The following is a 17,680-nucleotide window of genomic DNA, read 5'->3' as shown; positions in this document are numbered from 1 at the left end:
CATCTCGCGACTTCGGCTACGCCGAAGGGCGCTGCGCGCCTGCCCCTCCAGACACCTACACTCGGCCTCCTGAGGTCGCGATTGGTGGCGCCTGGACTATCGCGCATCAAAAGCAACGGCAACGGCAACGGCAACGGCAACGGCAACGGCAAACAAGCTAATTAATTTGTTGTTTCTGCCGGCCTATTCGCGGGTAAACCCGCCCACAGGCTCACCGCTGTCCTTGAGAACGACGCTGTACCTGTGGGAGCGGGTTTACCCGCGAATGGCCGGAAAACTCAACACCCACCTCACTGAAAAAACAACGCCAGCCCAGACGCCGCCTGTAACTTGCGCCCCATCAGCAGGCCGAGCGGAGGTGCCTGGAGGTGCAGGCGCGTAACGCCCTTCGGCGTGCGAGATGGAGGCTGGCGCAGCCAGCCGGAGGCCGCGAGGCCCCGTAAGACACCACAGCGAGGGGACCCGGTGTCAAGCGCCGGGCCGTATGCGGGGGGCGCAGCGGCTTTGGTTACTTTAGCCAAGACCAAAGTGACCCGCCGTGAGGGCGCAAAGGTGACTCAGCGTCACCCAAGCAAACGGATAAACCCACAAACCTCAAACCACAAACCAGCCAGGCCAGCCACAACGTATTACTCGATCACCTCGACCGCCATCCCAACCCGCAACGTCCCAGGACCATCGACCGCCAGGTTCTGCCCAAACAGCACATCCCCCTCCTTCTCCCGAAATGTCTTCAGCGTCGTCAAAGGCTCACGATCCGCACTGCGTTCCCCAGTGGCAGGGTCAAGCGTGGTCAAGATGCACCGCACGCTAGGCTTGAGCACCCGGAAGGTCAGGTCGCCAATACGAATGCGCTTCCAGCCATCCTCGGCAAACGGTGCAGCCCCTTCCACCACCAGATTCGGCCGAAACCGCAGCATTTCCATAGGGCGCCCGACCCGCCGGCTCAGTTCGTCCAGCGACCCTTGCCCGATCAGCAACAACGGAAATCCGTCCGGAAACGCCGCCCGGTCGCTGTTCAGGCCATAGCCATTGGGTAGATACCGTGCCCGCTGCTCTGGGCAATGCACCAGTCGTACCGACTTGCCGAGCAGTTCGCTCAACCAGGCGGCGGCAGCATCCCCGGCATCCGGCACTCGCAGGGTGTCACGCCAGATGGTCACACCACGCAGGTCGTCATCCGCCCCGGGCACGGGCACGGCCAACGGCGCCTGTCCTGGGGCCTTGAGCAGCAATTGCCCGTGCTCGTCATAGTTGGCGTTGATCTGCCCCAGACCAGGCCAGGCGCGCTGGGTGAGGAAGCGTCCATTGTCCTGCTCCACCACCATCCAGCGCCGGTCACCCTGCAATCCCAGAAGGTCGACCGGCGAGTCCGGCAGGCTCTGGGCCTGCCCCGATTTCACCGGGTATCGATACAACGCGCTCAAAAACATCCCTGCCCGCCTCGTGCCAGTCGAAAATGTCAAGCTTATACCCGGCCACGGCAGGCCACTAGGCTGTAGCGTGATCCAGCATCAGGCGCTGTCGCACCACATCCACCAGGCGGTCAGGCTGGAACTTGGAAAGGAAGTTGTCACAACCCACCTTCTTCACCATGGACTCGTTGAAACTGCCCGAGAGGGAGGTATGCAGCACCACGTAAAGCCCTCGCAAGCGCGCGTCACCACGGATTTCGGTGGTCAGTCGGTACCCATCCATTTCGGGCATTTCCGCGTCGGTAAATACCATCAGCAACTTCTCGCAAACATCCTCCCCGGCATCCGCCCACCCCTTGAGCATGCGCAAGGCCTTGAGGCCATCGCTTGCCACGTGCAACTTCATGCCCAACTGAGACAAGGTCTCGCGCAACTGCACCAGGGCCACGCTGGAATCGTCCACCAACAACACTTCACGCCCACGGGCACGCGCCAGGACCGGATCATCGAGCTTGTCCCGCGAAACGCGAGTGTTGTAAGGCACGATCTCGGCCAGAACCTTTTCCACATCGATCACCTCTACCAACTGCTCATCGACCTTGGTGATCGCGGTCAGATAGTGCTGGCGCCCGGCGCTGGATGGCGGCGGCATGATGGCTTCCCAGTTCATGTTGACGATGCGGTCGACCCCACCCACCAAAAACGCCTGTACCGAGCGGTTGTACTCGGTAACGATGATGGTGCTGTTCGGACCAGGCTGCAGCGGCCGCATGCCAATCGCCTGGGAGAGGTCGATCACTGGCAGTGTCTGGCCGCGCAGATTGACAACCCCACACACGAAAGCGTGGCGCTGCGGCATCAAGGTCAGCTTCGGCAGTTGCAGCACTTCTTGGACCTTGAACACGTTGATGGCGAACAACTGACGCCCCGCCAGCCGGAACATGAGGATTTCCAGGCGGTTCTCACCCACCAATTGTGTGCGTTGATCGACCGTATCGAGAATGCCAGCCATTGGAAAACCCCCAGGCTTGAGTCAGGAATGTGAATTCATCTGCCTTGTATCGGCGGATCCGCGCGCAGCTTGACCCCTCAGGGAAATTGCATCACCGACATTTGATATCACTTTACCATCATGCTTTACTGACGCCACGCCTCGTGTAGACATATTCACCGCCAACAGGCCATTCATCCGACACACATCAGGGAATCCCCTAGTAGCAATCGGGTGTGACCTGATGTTCCCCGTATCCATTAGCCATTAATGTGACGCCATTCTCAATGCATGAATGGAGTCAGGCTTTTGCTAGCGACGGTCTCGGTGTTGCCAAGCGCAGATCCTGCCCTGTGCGCAGGCGTTTCATAATGGACAGCGCACCACTGAACAACGGAGCCCTGCAGGATTTCCTGCTGGATGCACAAGTGTGGCTGACCAAGTCCCAGGAATGCCTTCAGCACCTGGAACTGATCGACAACGATCCCGATGCATGCCAATGCCTGAACGAGACACTCGACACTCTTGCCCGCCGTGCGGATGCGCTTGGGCTGCTCGAAGTCGCCCACTACACCGCCGCGCTCCAGCAATTGCTCGCGCCGGTCTGCCAGCGACAACACCTGGGCCAGAAGGCATTGGCCACGTTGCATGCCTGCATGAATCTATTGGCCTGGCAACTGGAGTTGGTGGACATCTCGACAGGCCGCTTGAACCTGGATAACGCGGAGCAGTCCCTGCTGCTCGAAGAACTGGCGAATGCCCTGGGGCAACCACTGCCGGAACTGTGCGGGCCATGCCAGACGCGCGGCGAACTGTGCACCCACTCTCACTTGTCTCATGCTCTTGTTGGCTCATCCACCATCGTGCCCCGCCACCGGCACTGAGCGCTCGCAACGAACAACCAACTAACATACAAGCGCCTAGTTTCCTTAGTTCCCAAAACGCTCTAACGGATATGAGTGCATTAGTTGTACTTGAAGAAAAACCATTTCGATGAATAATGGCATTTTGACATTCATCGAGCCGGGTAATGCCACGGCATAGCCCCGAAAAACCTGAGGTTTCAGGCAGTCGGTCACCGCGACCAAAACAACCTGAAGTGATACCATGCACGCACTTGAATGCACGCGTCGCAGGTATTGTTCAATTGAGTGAACCGTCGTCGGTAATTGCTTGAAAGCAGGACGCCAAAGCCTCTGATCAGTCCCATGCAAGGCCTCCAACAGCAACAATTCAGTGGCTTTTCTATCTATGCTTCCACGCTTGAAACTCCCTCAGCATTGCCGCTCCCGCGCCACCTTGCTGCGCTGGGCGACCGGGTTGCTGTGCGTGGGATCACTGCTCGCCAACCTGACGTTTACCCTGCGCGCCGTCCCCCTCCCCGCGAGCCTGCTATCGGTGCAACTGGCCGCCGTAATCGGGGTCCTCTGGCATTGGCGCCAATGGGCCAGATCGATCAGTCTGCGCCCAGCGGAGCTGGCCGACCGCATGCTCAAGGTCCAGGAAGGCGAGCGCCAGCGCCTGAGCCGCGAACTGCATGACGACATCGGCCAATCGCTCACTGCCGCAAAGCTTCAGCTCGACTGGCTGCAACGGCGCATCCCGACAGAGCTTCAAGCGCACTGTCAGACCCTGCGCAAGACCCTTGAAAGCACTTTGAGCAATGTCAGAGATGTCTCTGCGATTCTCAACCCACGTCAATTGGCAAGCCTGGGGCTCGAGGCCAGTCTGCGGGCCCATCTGGTGCGCACGCTGGAGAGCAGCGACGTGCACTGGAGCCTGGAGTGCCACCAGCGCCTTGGCGGTATTGGCGAAGCGGTTTCCATGGCCGCCTTTCGGATCACCCAGGAAGCGGTGACCAACATGCTGCGTCACGCCAATGCACGCAATCTCACGATCAGCCTGCGCCGTACGCCCGCGGGCCTGAGCCTGTCGATCCAGGATGACGGCCAGGGCTTCGAACCTGCCGTCGACCCTGCCGAGGCCGGACAACGGGGCATGGCGGGGATGCTGGAACGCGCGGCGGCCCTGCAGGGCACCCTCTGCGTCTCAAGCCAACCGGGTCAAGGGACCCGCATCGATGCCCTGTTCCCATGGCCACCGCGCACCGAAGAGCGCGCCAGGACTTCCACTTCCCATGACCTGTAGATTGCTGTTGGTGGACGACCATTCGCTGATCCGCGCAGGCGTCCGCGCCTTGGTGAGCGATATCCCTGGGTATTGCGTGGTGGGCGAAGCCGATGATGGCAGCCAGTTGCTGGAAATGGTCCAGCGCCTGGCGCCGGACATCGTCCTACTGGATATATCCATGCGCTCGACCAGCGGACTGGATGCCCTCGGCCAACTGCGCGCAAACGGTTTCGTGTGCAAGGTGCTGATCCTCTCCATGCACACCGACCCGGACCTGATCATGCGCGCCCTACAAAGCGGTGCCCATGGCTACCTGCTCAAGGACACCACAGCCAACGAACTGGGACAGGCCTTGGCTGCCTTGCGCAACAATGAGCGTTACCTGAGTCCGGCGATCGCCCATACCGTCATCAACCAGGCGCTATTGCATGCCCAGGACAGCAAGCAAACGGCTAGCGACCGCCACAACCTGACCGCTCGCCAGCTGGAAATCCTGCGCCTGATCGTACGTGGCAAATCCACCCGGGAAATCGCCAACGGCCTTGGCCTGTCGATCAAGACCGTCGAGACCCATCGCTCGCAGATCATGAAACGCCTGCAGATCTATGACGTGGCCGGCCTGGTGCTGTTCGCCGTACGCGAGAAGATCATCAGCCTGGACGACTGAGCAAGGGCGAGTCCGCGGGCAAATGCAGGCGCAATGCCGCCGGACACGCCTCGAAGCGCAGACTGTCGGCCTGTAATGGCTCACCGTCGAGGTTGATGTCCAACCCCTGGGAGCTCTTGATCTCGACCCAAGGCAGACGTGCTCGAACGAACAACTCCTCCCCTGCAAGCAAATCGCGCAAGGCCCCGACCATTTCCTGGGGGGCAGGCAGAATGCCGATGTCCAGCAAGCCATCGTCCACCCACGCGTCCGGGCACAGCACATGCCCACCGCCCGCCTGGCGACCATTGCCGATACCCAGCGCCAGCAGTTGGCCCTGCCAATGAAACTCCGGCCCCTGAAGCTCCACGGAGGCCGCCTGCAGCTCACTGAAGCGAGACAGGCCGGTGAACAGGTAAGCGGCAGCGCCCAGTACTTTTTTCAAGTCCTCGGACGTATTGGCCGTGACCTGGCTGCCGAAGCCGCCAGTGGCCATGTTGAGAAACAACTGATCACCCACCTTGCCCAGATCCACTGGCCGCGCCGGCTGCTCCAGTAAATCCAGGGCGGCCGCAGGCTCCAGGGGTACGCCTGCGGCCTTGGCGAAATCGTTGGCTGTGCCCAGGGGCAGCAGTGCAAGGCTCGCCCCCCCTGGGGCATGCGCCATGGCCTCGGCCACATCCCTCAGGGTGCCGTCTCCACCGCCAGCCACAATCTGTCGCACGCCTGCGGCCAACGCCTCGGTGACCAATCGCTGAGCATCGCCAGCCTCCCAGGTCAGGCGCACATCCAACGTCCATCCGCGCTCGCGCAGCGCGCCCACGGCGCTGCGCACCTCGTCGTTCATGGCTTGCTTGCCATGCAGGATCAACATTGCCTTGCGTTCGTCCATCACGCCTCTCCCTGAAAGCTACGGTTTTCAATCTCGACCACCGGCGAAGACCAATTGCTGCACACACCATTCGCCAGATACTTGGCTATCGGACCATCTGCACGGCTAGCAGGCCATTTTATTGACTAAGCTTCTGCCATACAGCGGACCGACCATACCAGCCGACTACGAGGTAGCGGGGCCATGCGTATACTTTGGACACTGCCCTACCTGCCCTGGCCCACCACCAGCGGCAGCAAGACCCGGCAATACCACCTTCTGCGCGAATTGACGCGCCAGGGCCACCGGATCACCTTGTTGGCGCAGTCCAAAGTCCCGCTTGGCGACGCCGCCCGGCAAGCGCTGGAAGCGGTGGTCGAACGCTTGATCGTCCTGCCCAGGCGCCCGCTGCACAGCCCGCTCAACCTGCTGGCCTCACCCATCATCGATTACCCCATGCGCGCCATCATCAATGGTTTGGCGCCTTGCCTGCGCCATCGCTTCGAGCAACTGCTGGACGAGCCTTGGGACATCATCCAAATCGAACACAGCTACAGCTTCCAGCCCTTCGAAAAAGCCCTGCAGGCCCGACGCCTACCCTTTGTGCTCTGCGAGCATAATCTGGAATCGGTGATGGGTGCGGCCTGTCACGACCGCTTGCCGCTGTGGCTACGCCCTCTCAATGCCTTCGATCGCTGGCGCTATCGGCGGTGGGAGCAACGCGTGCTACGTCAGCCCAGCGAAGTGGTTGCCGTGAGTCCCCATGACGCCGAGCTGATCGGTCAGATCAGCGGACGGCCCGTGAACGTGGTGGTCAATGGGGTGGACTGTGACTACTACCAGGACGTGCACCCCGCCTACCACAGCCAGCGCCTGTTGTTCGTTGGCAACTTCGAGTACGGCGCCAACCTCGAAGCCATCGAATGGGCACTCGAAGAAATCCTGCCGCAAGTCTGGATGAGCAATCCGGCCGTGCGTCTGGCCATTGCCGGGCATGCCCTGCCAGCGAGCTGGAAACTGCACTGGAACGACCCGCGCATCGAATGGGTCGGCTACCGCCCGGACCTGCGTGAGCTGCAGCGGCGCTCGGCGCTGTTCTTCGCACCGCTGCGCTACGCGGGCGGCTCCAAGGTGAAGATCCTTGAAGCCATGGCCGCCGGCCTGCCGGTCATTACCACCAGCAAGGGCGTATCAGGCCTGGCAGCCAACAATGGCGAGCACTATCTGGGCAGCGACGACAGCGGCCAACTGGCGCTGTTGATCACCCAACTGCTCAACCAGCCCTGGCGCATGTGTCAGTTGAGCGAGGCAGGCCGAAAGTTCGCGCGCCAGCGCCACGACTGGAGCGTGGCGGCGCAACAACTGACCAACGTGCACATGCGCCTGAGCCAACTGGGGCCGGCGGACGCCTCGCCCCTGGACAATGCGTGGCTCGGCCGGTCAGCCAAGTAGTTCGCTGAAGGGGATGAACGCCACGCTGTCGCCTTCACGCACCGTGGTGCCCTCGCGCACTTCCACCAGCCCTTCGGCCCAGGCTGCGCTGCGCAGCACGCCGGAACTCTGGTTCTTGTAGATCCGTACCTTGCCCTCTTCGATGCGTGCACGCAGGTACTCGCGCCGGCTGCCGGGTTTGGTCCACTCGAAACCCGCCGGAACGGGAAAACGCAGGGGCGCTACCTGCTCGACGCCCTGGCGACGCAACAGGTAAGGACGGGTCAGCAAGGCGAAGGTCACCAGCGTCGAGGCCGGATTACCCGGCAGGCCGATCACCGGCACACCACGGAAGTGCCCGAATGTCAGGGGTTTGCCTGGTTTGATCGCCAACTTCCACAAAGCGAGTTCGCCGGCCTCGCGCAAGGCCATACCGAGGTAATCAGCCTCACCTACCGAGACACCGCCTGTGGAAAGAATCAGGTCGACCTCGCCCAGACCGGCCAGGCAGTCACGGGTACGTTGCAGGTCATCGGCGAGAATCCCAACGTCCAGTACTTCGCACCCCAGGCGTTGCAACCAGCTGACCAACAGGCGTCGGTTGCTGTTGTAGATCTGCCCCGGGCCCAGTGCCAGCCCCGGTTCCACCAACTCGTCGCCAGTGGATAGCACGGCAACACGGACCTTGCGCACCACCTCGAGGCGAGCATGCCCCAGGGTCGCCGCCAGTCCCAGCTCGATCGGCCCCAGGCGCGTGCCAGCGGCCATCACCTGTTCGCCGACGCGGGTCTCCTGCCCTTGCGGGCGTACGTTCTGACCGACCTTGAGCGGCTCGAGCAAACGCACCCGACCGTCCTCCAGGACCTCGGCGTTTTCCTGCATTTCCACGCAATCGGCACCCTCGGGCAATGGCGCCCCGGTAAAGATCCGTGCGCAGGTGCCCGGCTGAAGCGGCGCTGGGGCATGGCCGGCAAAGATGCGCTGGCTCACCGGCAAAGGTTCGCCCTGCCAGTCAGCCACGCGCAAGGCATAGCCGTCCATGGCACTGTTCGGCCAAGGCGGCAGGTCCAGGCTCGCCACCAGGTCGCGAGCCAGCACACGGCCTTCGGCCTCGGCCAGCGTCACTTCTTCGCTGTCTTTGATCGGGGCGGCCTCGGCCAGCGCCAGCAAGCGCTCCAGGGCCTCTTCAACCGGCATCAAAGGCCGTGGCTGCTTGACCTCAACCACGGCTGTCACAGGCCGCTGCCTGCTTCAGGTGAGGCACGAAGTTGCATGGGCGATGACGCGCATCGAGCTGCTCGGCAAGAATGCCGTCCCATCCGGTGCGCACCGCGTTGGTCGAGCCCGGCAGGCAGCACACCAGGGTGCCATTGGCCAGGCCTGCCAAGGCACGGGACTGGACAGTAGAGGTGCCGATATCCGCGACGGAGATCTGCCGGAACAGCTCACCGAAACCTTCGACTTGCTTGTCCAGCAGGCACGCCACCGCCTCCGGCGTGCTGTCTCGGCCGGTAAAGCCGGTACCGCCGGTGATCAACACCACCTGCACTTGCTCGTCGGCGATCCAGGCAGCGACCTGGGCGCGAATCTTGTAAAGGTCATCCTTGAGCAGCACACGGTCTGCCAGGCGATGCCCGGCTGCGCTCAGGCGGTCGACGAACAACTGGCCGGAAGTGTCTGTTTCGAAGGTACGGGTATCGCTGACGGTGAGCACCGCGATGTTCAGCGGCACGAAGGGGGTGTCTGCCTTGGCTTTCATGAGAGTGCGTCGCAGGAGGAAAAGATGGCCGTTGTTATATCACAGGCCAGCACGGCGCGACGCCGCCGTTGTTCTCCGTCAATGCCAGCGTATTGCCGCTATGCTGCACTGAGAAGGAACTTGCAGGGACACCGAGCGTCCTACAACTTATCAAGCACGATCGTACTGGAGAAAAGCAATGATTCAACGGACCCTTTCCGCCTTCCTGCTCGCCCTCGGCCTGGGTGCCCTGGCCGGGTGTGCATCGCCGACCGTCATCACGCTGAACGACGGCCGCGAGATCCAGGCAGTGGATACCCCTTCCTATGACGAGGACTCCGGTTTCTACGAATTCGAACAGCTCGATGGCAAGCGCACTCGCGTCAACAAAGACCAGATCCGCACGGTCAAAGAGCTGTGATTTGACAGGCCCTTTTTTGCAAACCTCCTTTTCGCAACAAGGGCTTGCGTTGAAAAATACGATGCAGTAGGATTTTGTTCATCGGAGTGTAGCGCAGCCAGGTAGCGCGTCTCGTTCGGGACGAGAAGGCCGCAGGTTCGAATCCTGTCTCTCCGACCAAATCCTGATTTTCAAAAAGCCCGCCTTGTGCGGGCTTTTTGTTGCGCGCTGAAAATCACGGCGCTGCTTTTTCGCGGGTACCCCCAAGGTTCGGCACTGCACTAAGTACAGCGCCGTATCGGTGGAGTGGTTTTCCCCACGAAAAAGCTGACACAGAAAAACGCCCCGCAGGGCGTTCTTCAATGCCTCTTCACTGCGCTTGAACCACCGCCTGTTCAGGCTGCACCGGAACGTACAGCAACTGCAGGCGCGAGCTGGTCCATTCGCGCGTCTTGTTGGTCAGCTCGAGGTTGTTGTTCAGCTTCTGGCCGTAGGTCGGCACGATCTGCTGAAGCTTGGCCTGCCACTCTGGGCTCTTGACGCGATCCTTGAAGGTCTTCTCCAGCACGGTCAGCATGATGGGCGCGGCAGTGGAGGCACCTGGCGAGGCGCCCAGCAGCGCTGCGATGGAGCCATCCTGGGAGGCAACCACTTCAGTACCGAACTGCAGGATGCCGCCGTGCTCGGGATCCTTCTTGATCACCTGTACACGCTGGCCAGCCTGCAGCAGCTTCCAGTCTTCGTTCTTGGCGTTGGGGAAGTACTCGCGCAGGGCATTCATGCGGTCATCGAAACTGAGCATCAGTTGACCCATCAGGTAGGTGCTCAGGTCGATGTTGTCGATACCGGCGTGCATCATCGGCATGATGTTGTGGCTGGTCAACGACGCGAACATGTCCAGCAGCGAGCCGTTCTTCAGGTACTTGGTGGAGAAGGTCGCGAACGGGCCAAACAGCAGCACCTCCTTGCCATCGATCACCCGGGTATCGAGGTGCGGCACCGACATGGGCGGCGCACCGACCGAAGCCTTGCCGTACAGCTTGGCCTTGTGACGGGCGACGATGTCCGGTTTGTCGGTCATCAGGAACTGCCCACCTACCGGGAAGCCTGCATAGCCTTCGGCCTCAGGAATGCCGGACTTCTGCAACAGCTTCAGCGCGCCACCACCGGCGCCGATGAACACGAACTTGGCCTTGACGCGGGTCTGCTTGCCGCCATCGGCCAGGTCTGCAACCACCACATTCCAGGAGCCGTCATCGTTGCGCACGATGTCGCGCACTTCATGGCGCAGGTGCAGTTGCACGTTCGGGTTGCGGGCCATGGAGGCGAACAGCTGACGAGTGATCTCACCAAAGTTGACGTCGGTGCCAATGGCCATGCGAGTCGCTGCGACCCGCTGTTCAGGCGAACGGCCTTCCATCACGATCGGCACCCACTTGCGAATCTGCTCGTGGTCTTCGGAAATCTCCATGCCGCGGAACAACGAGCTGTGCTGCAGGGCTTCGACGCGCTTGTGCAGGAAGGCGATGTTCTCCTCACCCCAGACGAAGCTCATGTGCGGCACATTGTTGATGAACGTCTTCGGGTTGCTCAGCACGCCCTGCTCGACCTGATAGGCCCAGAACTGCTTGGACACCTCGAACTGCTCGTTGACATTGACCGCCTTGCTGATGTCGATCTTGCCGTCCTTGCCTTCGCTGGTGTAGTTCAGCTCGCAAAAGGCAGAGTGGCCGGTACCGGCGTTGTTCCAGGCATTGGAGCTTTCTTCGGCGACCTGGTCCATGCGCTCGTACACATCGACTTTCCAGCTTGGCTCGAGCTCAGTGAGGTAAGTCCCCAGGCTCGCGCTCATGATGCCGCCGCCAATCAGCAGGACGTCGACGGATTTTTCCGGTTCACCGGGCTTGGAGCAACCGATGACGCTCAGGCACAGGAGCGTCAGCAGGATTTTTTTCATGATTCAATCCAATTGAAGTGAAGTGACTGGCCTTTCGCTGCCCTTGCTGTGCACGCCCGGTTGTTGTTCTGACTCACGCGACCTTCGCGTCGGCGACGCTGCATCCTGCGGCAACTGGCCGGCAGGGTCGCTGAAGGTCAACGCCTGGGGTTTCGAGGGATCGGGACAGGATCGCCGTGGGCTTTGGCCCGGCTCGCCCTTAAGCAGAAGTTGTGCCAGTTATGCCAAGACCAACGGCTAATAGCCAGGACGTTTGGTCGCAGCCCATCTTTAGCGGTTTGGCTGGCGACAATCCGCCACATTGAAGAGGCTACTAGGGGCGAAATGGCGGGTTTCCCCACTGCGCGCTTGAGCAGGCGCCGCCGGATGTACTGGGGGGCCGCATCGCGGCCCCGAACGGGATCACGCACTCAGACGTGAAGTGACTTCACCCAACTGCCCGGACAACCCATGCAGGCGCTGACCCGCCTGCTCGGTATGCTGCACGGCCTGTTGGTTGGCCGTGGCGATGCGGGTGATCTCCACCAGGTTGCGGGAAATGTCCTCAGCCACGCTGGTCTGCTCTTCGGCTGCCGTTGCGATTTGCCGGTTCATGTCGCGGATCGCCTCCACCGCCGTGGTGATGCGCTGCAGCATCTGCCCTGCCTGCTCGACTTGCTCGGCGCCCTCTTCGCTGCGCCGCTGGCCGCTTTCAATGGCCTTGACCGCGTGTACCGCGCCCACCTGCACGGCCTCGATGATCTGATTGATCTCGGCGATCGACGCCGCCGTGCGCTGGGCCAGGCTGCGGACCTCGTCGGCGACCACCGCGAAGCCACGCCCCGCCTCTCCGGCCCGAGCGGCTTCGATAGCCGCGTTGAGCGCCAGCAGGTTTGTCTGCTCGGCGATGCCACGAATGACCTCCAGCACCTTGCCGATCCGTGTGCTGTCACTTTCCAGGTCGCGGATCACCTGGGCCGTGCCTGCGATCTCACGATTGACCACGCCAATGATATCGATGGTCGCCTGCATCACCTGTTCACCGGCCTGGGCGCTGTGGTCGGCATCGTCTGCCGCCCGAGCCGCCTCGGCAGCGTGGCGGGCCACCTCCTGGGCCGTGGCGGACATCTCGTGCATCGCCGTGGCCACCTGGTCGGTGCGCTGGAATTGATCATCCGTGCCCCGGGCCATGCCACCAGCGATGGTGCGCAATTGGCCGCTGGCGGTTTCCAGTTCCTCGGCGTTGTCCTTGAGCCGGCCAACGGTCTCGGCCAGGAAGTCCCGCAGGGTATTGGCGGCACGGGCCAGACGCCCGAGTTCATCCTGCCGGCGACTGTCGACCCGAGCGCCAAAGCGGCCCTGACTCAACTGCGCCACATACTCGATCAAACCACGGATAGGCTCGACCAGGCTGCGGTTGACCAACCAGAGGCTGAACAGCCCCACCAGCACCGCCGAGCCAAGCATCACCAACATGCCCAGCCACACCGTACGCTCGGCTGCCGCACTGAGCTGAGTCGCGCGTTCACGGGCATCGGCTCGCAATTGCTCGACCAGCTCGCTCATTTGCTCACTGGCGGCGCGGTCCACACCTTTTACCGCTTGGTCACCCGCCACCGGATCACCGCCTGCCGCCAAAAACGCCTCACGCCCCTGGACATAGGCCTGACCCAGTTGCCGATGGCTGTCGCGCAGGTGCTCCAAGCGGGTCTTCAGCTCGCCCTCGCGGGTGTCGATCAACTGCCCAAGCAACTGCTGCACCTGCTGTTCCCGGGCCTGGAATTGCTGCCAGTACTTGTCCAACTCGGCGCTCTGACGACCACGCAGCAACACGTTTTTCCATTCCTGCACCTGAATCTTGAACTGCAGGTTGGCCTCGTCGATCAACTGCGAGTCACGCAGCGGGCCATCGACCAGCTCGGCATAGCCACGCACATTGGCAGACAGGAACTGGAAGCACACCAGGGCGATCAGCAGCATCGCCACCAGGCTGCCACCAAGCAAGGTGAGAATTTGCACTCTGAGGGATTTATGCAACATCGGGAGGATCTCGGGAGCAAGGCTTGGGGAAACGACAGGCCGAAGGCAATGCCGCGCAAGACATCCTTGTCTTCGTTCGCAGGCCAAAAAAAAGCTGCCATCAATCGATAGCAGCCAGGTCGAGCACTTACGCAACAGTTGAGCTAGATAGTCTCAGGCAATTGCTACAGAAATGTTACAAACTCGCTACACGCTTAACCCGATGCGAATTGGAGCGCTGCCAGGCGTGCATAGAGCGGGCTTTGTTCGATGAGTTGCCGATGGCTGCCCACCGCCACCAAGCGCCCTTTGTCGATCACCGCGATGCGATCGGCATGCTGCACGGTGGCCAGGCGATGGGCGATCACCAGGGTGGTGCGCCCGGCCATGAGCTGTGGCAAAGCCTGCTGGATCAGGTATTCACTCTGGGCATCCAGGGCGCTGGTGGCTTCATCAAGCAGGAGAATCGGCGCATCCACCAGCAAGGCCCGGGCGATCGCCAGACGCTGACGCTGCCCGCCGGACAAACCGATACCGCCCTCCCCCAATGGCGTCTGGTAACCCTGGGGCAGTTGTTCGATGAACTCATGGGCATAGGCACTACGCGCCGCGGCCTCGACGTCGGCCAGACTGGCCTCGGGTCGACCATAGCGAATGTTGGCCTCCACGGTGCCGCGAAACAACGCCGGGTTCTGCGCCACCAGGGCGAACTGACGGCGTAAGCAGGAGGGATCCAGCGCCGTGATCACCTGCCCGTCGAGCAGGATCTGCCCTTGCTGGAGCTCGTAGAAACGCAGCAGCAAGTCGAACAGGGTCGACTTGCCAGCACCGGACGGCCCGACCAGTGCCACGGTCTGTCCTGGTTCGATGGTCAGGCTCAGACCATCGATGGCCGCCACGCCCGGGCGCGAAGGATAGGCAAAGTGCAGCTCCCGCAACGCGATGTGCCCACTCGCCCGCCAGGCCGAGACCTCACCAGCCTGGACCGGCGCCAGGATCGCACTGCGAGCCGCCAGCAACTCGGCAATGCGCTCAGCCGCACCTGCCGCGCGCTGCAACTCGCCCATCACTTCGCTGAGGGTGCCGAAGGCGCTGCCGACAATCAGGCTGTAAAACACGAATGCAGCCAGCTCGCCACCGGAGATGCGCCCGGCGATCACGTCCATACCACCGACCCAGAGCATCACCCCCACCGCGCCCAGCACCAGCACGATCACCAAAGTGATCAACCAGGCGCGCTGAGCGATACGCCGCCGGGCCACGGCAAAGGCCGCTTCCACGGTCTCGGCGAAGCGTTCGCGATCCAGCGGCTGGTGGTTGTAAGCCTGCACAGTCTTGATCTGACCCAGAGTCTCGGCCACATAGCTGCCGACATCCGCGACCCGATCCTGGCTCTGGCGCGACAAGCTGCGCACCCGCCGGCCAAACAGCAGGATCGGCGCCAGCACCAGCGGCAGGGCCAATACCACGATGCTGGTGAGCTTGGGGTTGGTTACAAACAGCAGCCCTACACCGCCGACGACCATCAAGGCGTTGCGCAGGAACATCGACAGCGACGAACCGATGACCGATTGCAGCAAGGTGGTGTCGGCCGTCAGCCGCGACTGGATCTCCGAGCTGCGATTGTCCTCGAAGAACCCAGGGTGCAGCCCCAGCAAGTGATCGAACACCGCCCTGCGGATATCCGCCACGCAACGCTCGCCGATCCATGAAACCAAGTAAAAACGACTGAAGGTACCGACCGCCAAGGCCAGCACCAGCACCAGGAAAAGGCCGATGGTCTGGTTGAGCTGTTGCGGCGAGCCGGTCATGAAGCCTTGGTCCACCAACAGGCGGATACCTTGCCCCATCGACAAGGTGATGGCGGCTGTCACGACCAATGCCAACAAAGCCAGCACGACCTGCTTGCGGTACGGGCGGATGAACTGCCAAGCCAGGCGCAAGGCCCGACGTTGACGCATGGAAACCGGTTCAGGCATGAAAGGAGCCATCCACTGCGAAGAGCCAGCAGCCTACCACTCATCGGACAGCGCGGAACTGTACCCAGTCTGCAGCCATCGTTAACAAGCGAGACGCCGTGCAAGGGAGCATAGATCAGTACCTATGCGCCTTCGTTCTAAAACGAAGCTGGAGCTTTCATGAACTTTCTGGTGGACTACCCCTGTCGCGACGCCAGGAATGTGTCACAAGGCAGTCACGGCAACGGTTTATCCTGAGCTTGAACCTGATGAGGAGACAGGAAATGAGCCTGCAACATGGCAGTGAAACACCCAAGGCCCCCACCCCACCACAACCTCAGGTCTGTGGTTCGATCATCGACGCACAGGGACGGGAAATCCCGATCACCGAGCAGATGATCCAGAAGGCCTGCAAAGACCTGGAGCAAAGCCGGGTCGAACGTGTGAAAAAGGCCTGAGCCAAGCATTCCTTACAACCCGGCGCATGCGCCGGTTTTTTATTGGCAGGCCCGTAGATGCCGGAGCGCGAAGGATGGCACGGGCTTCGCCCGTGTTCGCGGGCAGCGGTGAGTCTGGGAGCGGGTTCACCCACGAATCGACCACCGCGATTTCAACCTGCCGAATCAGACCAGCACGCCCCCCAGCGCGCAGACCATCTGCGCCAATTGTGGCGCCTCGCCACGCAGATGTACTGCCAGCCCCTCGATCTCCCGCCGCTGCGGGTAGTGCTTGCGCAACAGGTCGAACGCAGCGCGCTGCTCGGCCGGGTCGTCACTGAGGCTGCGACGAAAATCGGCATCGTCCCGACGGGGGTCATAGACCGCCCGGCATAGGGTGGCCAATCCCCAGTCCGGCTCACAGCTCGCGTCCAGATCGATCTGCGCCAGCGCCGGGGCAGGCAACAGCTCGGCCAATTGCACCTGTTCCGGTTCACCCCGCCAACGGCAGAACGCCTGGTAGATCTGCGCCGTGCCACGTTGCTTGCCGTCCAGGCTGTAACCGGCGATGTGCGGCGTAGCCAGGGTGCACAGGTCAGCCAGGTCCAGGTTCACCTGCGGCTCGCCCTCCCAAACATCGAGCACGGCATGCACATCCTCTCGGTCGAGCAGCAGTTCGCGCAGGGCATGGTTGTCCACCACCGGGCCACGGCTGGCATTGATCAACCAGGTCCCCGGACGCAGACGCGCCAACTGATCGGCGCCCAGCAGGTGCCAGGTGGGGTGCTCACCATCGCGCTGCAGTGGGGTGTGCAGGCTGATTGCGTCACAGGTTTCCAGCAGGGTGTCGAGGCTGACGAAGTCCCCGCCCTCCCGCGCCTGACGGGGAGGATCGCAGACCAGCACTTTCCAGCCCAGGCCATGCAGCACACGCACCAGGCGCTCGCCGACCTGCCCTGCCCCGACCACTCCATAGACGCGCTCGCTCAGCTTGGCGCCGTCCAACTCGGCCAGGGTCAGCAAGCTGCCCAGCACGTAATCCACCACGCCACGGGCGTTGCAGCCTGGCGCACTGCTCCAGTGAATGCCCGCGTGGGCGAAGTAATCCAGATCCAGGTGATCGGTGCCAATGGTGCAGGTACCCACGAAACGTACCTGGCTGCCTTCGAGCAGTCGCCGGTCGACCTGGGTCACCGAACGCACCAGCAACACATCGGCGTCCTTGACGCAGGCGGCATCGATGCTGCGGCCGGGATAGCGGCGGATCTCGCCGAACCCGGCAAAGAAGGCATCGAGCAGCGGGATATTCTCGTCGGCAACTATCAGCATGGCGCTCTCCTGTCAGGGGGAGCGCAGTGTAGGCCCTATTGCGGTGCGCGATCCAGGCTCAGTCGGCCTTCTTGCGGATCCAGTACAGGTAGGTGCCAGCCTGCTCCTGCTGCTCGAGCAGTTCGTGGCCGAGGAAGTTGCAGAACTTGGGGATATCGCGGCGAGTCGAGGGGTCGGTGGCGATGACCTTGAGCAGGCCACCGGCCGCCAGGTCACGCACGTGCTGGTGCAGCATCATCACCGGCTCCGGGCAGTTCAGGCCGGTGGCATCGAGGATGGCATCAGGGGTGAATTCGGTCATGGGAGGCTCCACAAATGATGGGGCATTGTCGCGCATCGGGCGGCAGGGTCCAAGGGGCTTTGCCAGCCCGACGATGGC

16 protein-coding genes, 1 tRNA gene and 1 pseudogene are annotated in these 17,680 nt (G+C 62.1%); 7 read left to right on the top strand and 11 right to left on the bottom strand.

Annotation, left to right across the window (positions count from 1 at the left end):
• Positions 1-629: 629 nt before the first annotated feature.
• Both IEC33019_RS03760 and IEC33019_RS03755 read right to left on the bottom strand, forming a co-directional pair.
• Positions 630-1,433, bottom strand: coding sequence for an MOSC domain-containing protein (locus tag IEC33019_RS03760; protein ID WP_070093476.1), 804 nt, complete (start codon positions 1,431-1,433; stop codon positions 630-632).
• A 58-nt stretch (positions 1,434-1,491) separates the two neighbouring features.
• Positions 1,492-2,427 carry a chemotaxis protein gene (locus tag IEC33019_RS03755; RefSeq protein WP_070093477.1) on the bottom strand — a complete coding sequence of 312 codons (936 nt, stop codon included), beginning with the start codon at positions 2,425-2,427 and terminating at the stop codon, positions 1,492-1,494.
• Positions 2,428-2,777: 350 nt separating this feature from the next.
• On the opposite strand from IEC33019_RS03755, the gene IEC33019_RS03750 reads away from it, so the two are divergent.
• The 3 genes from IEC33019_RS03750 (at position 2,778) to IEC33019_RS03740 (ending at position 5,203) form a co-directional block, all read left to right on the top strand.
• Positions 2,778-3,290, top strand: a complete 513-nt coding sequence (locus IEC33019_RS03750) for a histidine kinase (RefSeq protein ID WP_081337489.1) — start codon at positions 2,778-2,780, stop codon at positions 3,288-3,290.
• 367 nt (positions 3,291-3,657) lie between these two features.
• Complete coding sequence (locus IEC33019_RS03745) at positions 3,658-4,554, top strand: sensor histidine kinase (protein ID WP_070093479.1); 897 nt, start codon at positions 3,658-3,660, stop codon at positions 4,552-4,554.
• Positions 4,544-5,203 carry a response regulator gene (locus IEC33019_RS03740; RefSeq protein WP_070093480.1) on the top strand — a complete coding sequence of 220 codons (660 nt, stop codon included), beginning with the start codon at positions 4,544-4,546 and terminating at the stop codon, positions 5,201-5,203. The genes IEC33019_RS03745 and IEC33019_RS03740 overlap by 11 nt, the downstream gene beginning before the upstream one ends.
• Here the strand turns inward: IEC33019_RS03740 and yegS are convergent.
• Positions 5,187-6,074, bottom strand: a complete 888-nt coding sequence (gene yegS, locus IEC33019_RS03735; protein WP_070093481.1) for a lipid kinase YegS — start codon at positions 6,072-6,074, stop codon at positions 5,187-5,189. The two genes, IEC33019_RS03740 and yegS, sit on opposite strands and share 17 nt — an antisense overlap.
• Before the next feature lie 183 nt (positions 6,075-6,257).
• Between yegS and IEC33019_RS03730 the strand changes: the two genes are divergently transcribed.
• Positions 6,258-7,505 carry a glycosyltransferase family 4 protein gene (locus tag IEC33019_RS03730; protein ID WP_070093482.1) on the top strand — a complete coding sequence of 416 codons (1,248 nt, stop codon included), beginning with the start codon at positions 6,258-6,260 and terminating at the stop codon, positions 7,503-7,505.
• Here IEC33019_RS03730 and IEC33019_RS03725 read toward each other — a convergent pair.
• Both IEC33019_RS03725 and moaB read right to left on the bottom strand, forming a co-directional pair.
• Positions 7,494-8,681 carry a molybdopterin molybdotransferase MoeA gene (locus IEC33019_RS03725; RefSeq protein ID WP_099594131.1) on the bottom strand — a complete coding sequence of 396 codons (1,188 nt, stop codon included), beginning with the start codon at positions 8,679-8,681 and terminating at the stop codon, positions 7,494-7,496. The two genes, IEC33019_RS03730 and IEC33019_RS03725, sit on opposite strands and share 12 nt — an antisense overlap.
• A gap of 22 nt (positions 8,682-8,703) precedes the next feature.
• Positions 8,704-9,243, bottom strand: a complete 540-nt coding sequence (gene moaB, locus IEC33019_RS03720; RefSeq protein WP_070093484.1) for a molybdenum cofactor biosynthesis protein B — start codon at positions 9,241-9,243, stop codon at positions 8,704-8,706.
• A gap of 178 nt (positions 9,244-9,421) precedes the next feature.
• Here moaB and IEC33019_RS03715 point away from each other — a divergent pair, with 178 nt between their 5' ends.
• Both IEC33019_RS03715 and IEC33019_RS03710 read left to right on the top strand, forming a co-directional pair.
• A complete protein-coding gene (locus tag IEC33019_RS03715) occupies positions 9,422-9,643 on the top strand; it encodes a YgdI/YgdR family lipoprotein (RefSeq protein ID WP_099593077.1) in 222 nt (73 codons plus the stop codon).
• Positions 9,644-9,725: 82 nt separating this feature from the next.
• Positions 9,726-9,802: transfer RNA gene (locus IEC33019_RS03710), tRNA-Pro, on the top strand.
• A 190-nt stretch (positions 9,803-9,992) separates the two neighbouring features.
• Here IEC33019_RS03710 and mqo read toward each other — a convergent pair.
• The 4 genes and pseudogenes from mqo to IEC33019_RS03695 form a co-directional block, all read right to left on the bottom strand.
• Positions 9,993-11,579, bottom strand: a complete 1,587-nt coding sequence (mqo, locus tag IEC33019_RS03705) for a malate dehydrogenase (quinone) (protein ID WP_070093486.1) — start codon at positions 11,577-11,579, stop codon at positions 9,993-9,995.
• A 402-nt stretch (positions 11,580-11,981) separates the two neighbouring features.
• A complete protein-coding gene (locus IEC33019_RS28110; RefSeq protein WP_372340673.1) occupies positions 11,982-12,686 on the bottom strand; it encodes a methyl-accepting chemotaxis protein in 705 nt (234 codons plus the stop codon).
• A gap of 228 nt (positions 12,687-12,914) precedes the next feature.
• Positions 12,915-13,025 (bottom strand): annotated as a pseudogene (locus tag IEC33019_RS28105) (hypothetical protein); the annotation flags it as partial.
• A 767-nt stretch (positions 13,026-13,792) separates the two neighbouring features.
• Positions 13,793-15,556, bottom strand: a complete 1,764-nt coding sequence (locus tag IEC33019_RS03695; RefSeq protein WP_070093488.1) for an ABC transporter transmembrane domain-containing protein — start codon at positions 15,554-15,556, stop codon at positions 13,793-13,795.
• Between the two features lie 263 nt (positions 15,557-15,819).
• On the opposite strand from IEC33019_RS03695, the gene IEC33019_RS27470 reads away from it, so the two are divergent.
• Positions 15,820-15,993 carry a PA1571 family protein gene (locus IEC33019_RS27470; RefSeq protein ID WP_170831791.1) on the top strand — a complete coding sequence of 58 codons (174 nt, stop codon included), beginning with the start codon at positions 15,820-15,822 and terminating at the stop codon, positions 15,991-15,993.
• 165 nt (positions 15,994-16,158) lie between these two features.
• Here the strand turns inward: IEC33019_RS27470 and pdxB are convergent, their stop codons facing one another.
• Together pdxB and tusA are read right to left on the bottom strand one after the other, a co-directional pair.
• The gene (gene pdxB, locus IEC33019_RS03690) at positions 16,159-17,301 is read right to left on the bottom strand and encodes a 4-phosphoerythronate dehydrogenase PdxB (RefSeq protein ID WP_070093489.1); all 1,143 of its coding nucleotides are present in this window, start codon (positions 17,299-17,301) and stop codon (positions 16,159-16,161) included.
• 58 nt (positions 17,302-17,359) lie between these two features.
• A complete protein-coding gene (tusA, locus tag IEC33019_RS03685) occupies positions 17,360-17,602 on the bottom strand; it encodes a sulfurtransferase TusA (protein WP_043206710.1) in 243 nt (80 codons plus the stop codon).
• Positions 17,603-17,680 lie beyond the last annotated feature (78 nt).

The organism is Pseudomonas putida, from assembly GCF_002741075.1.
Classification (GTDB): Bacteria; Pseudomonadota; Gammaproteobacteria; order Pseudomonadales; family Pseudomonadaceae; genus Aquipseudomonas; species Aquipseudomonas putida_T.
The sequence above is the reverse complement of the archived record's forward strand: the minus strand, read 5'-3'. Positions and strand labels throughout refer to the sequence as shown.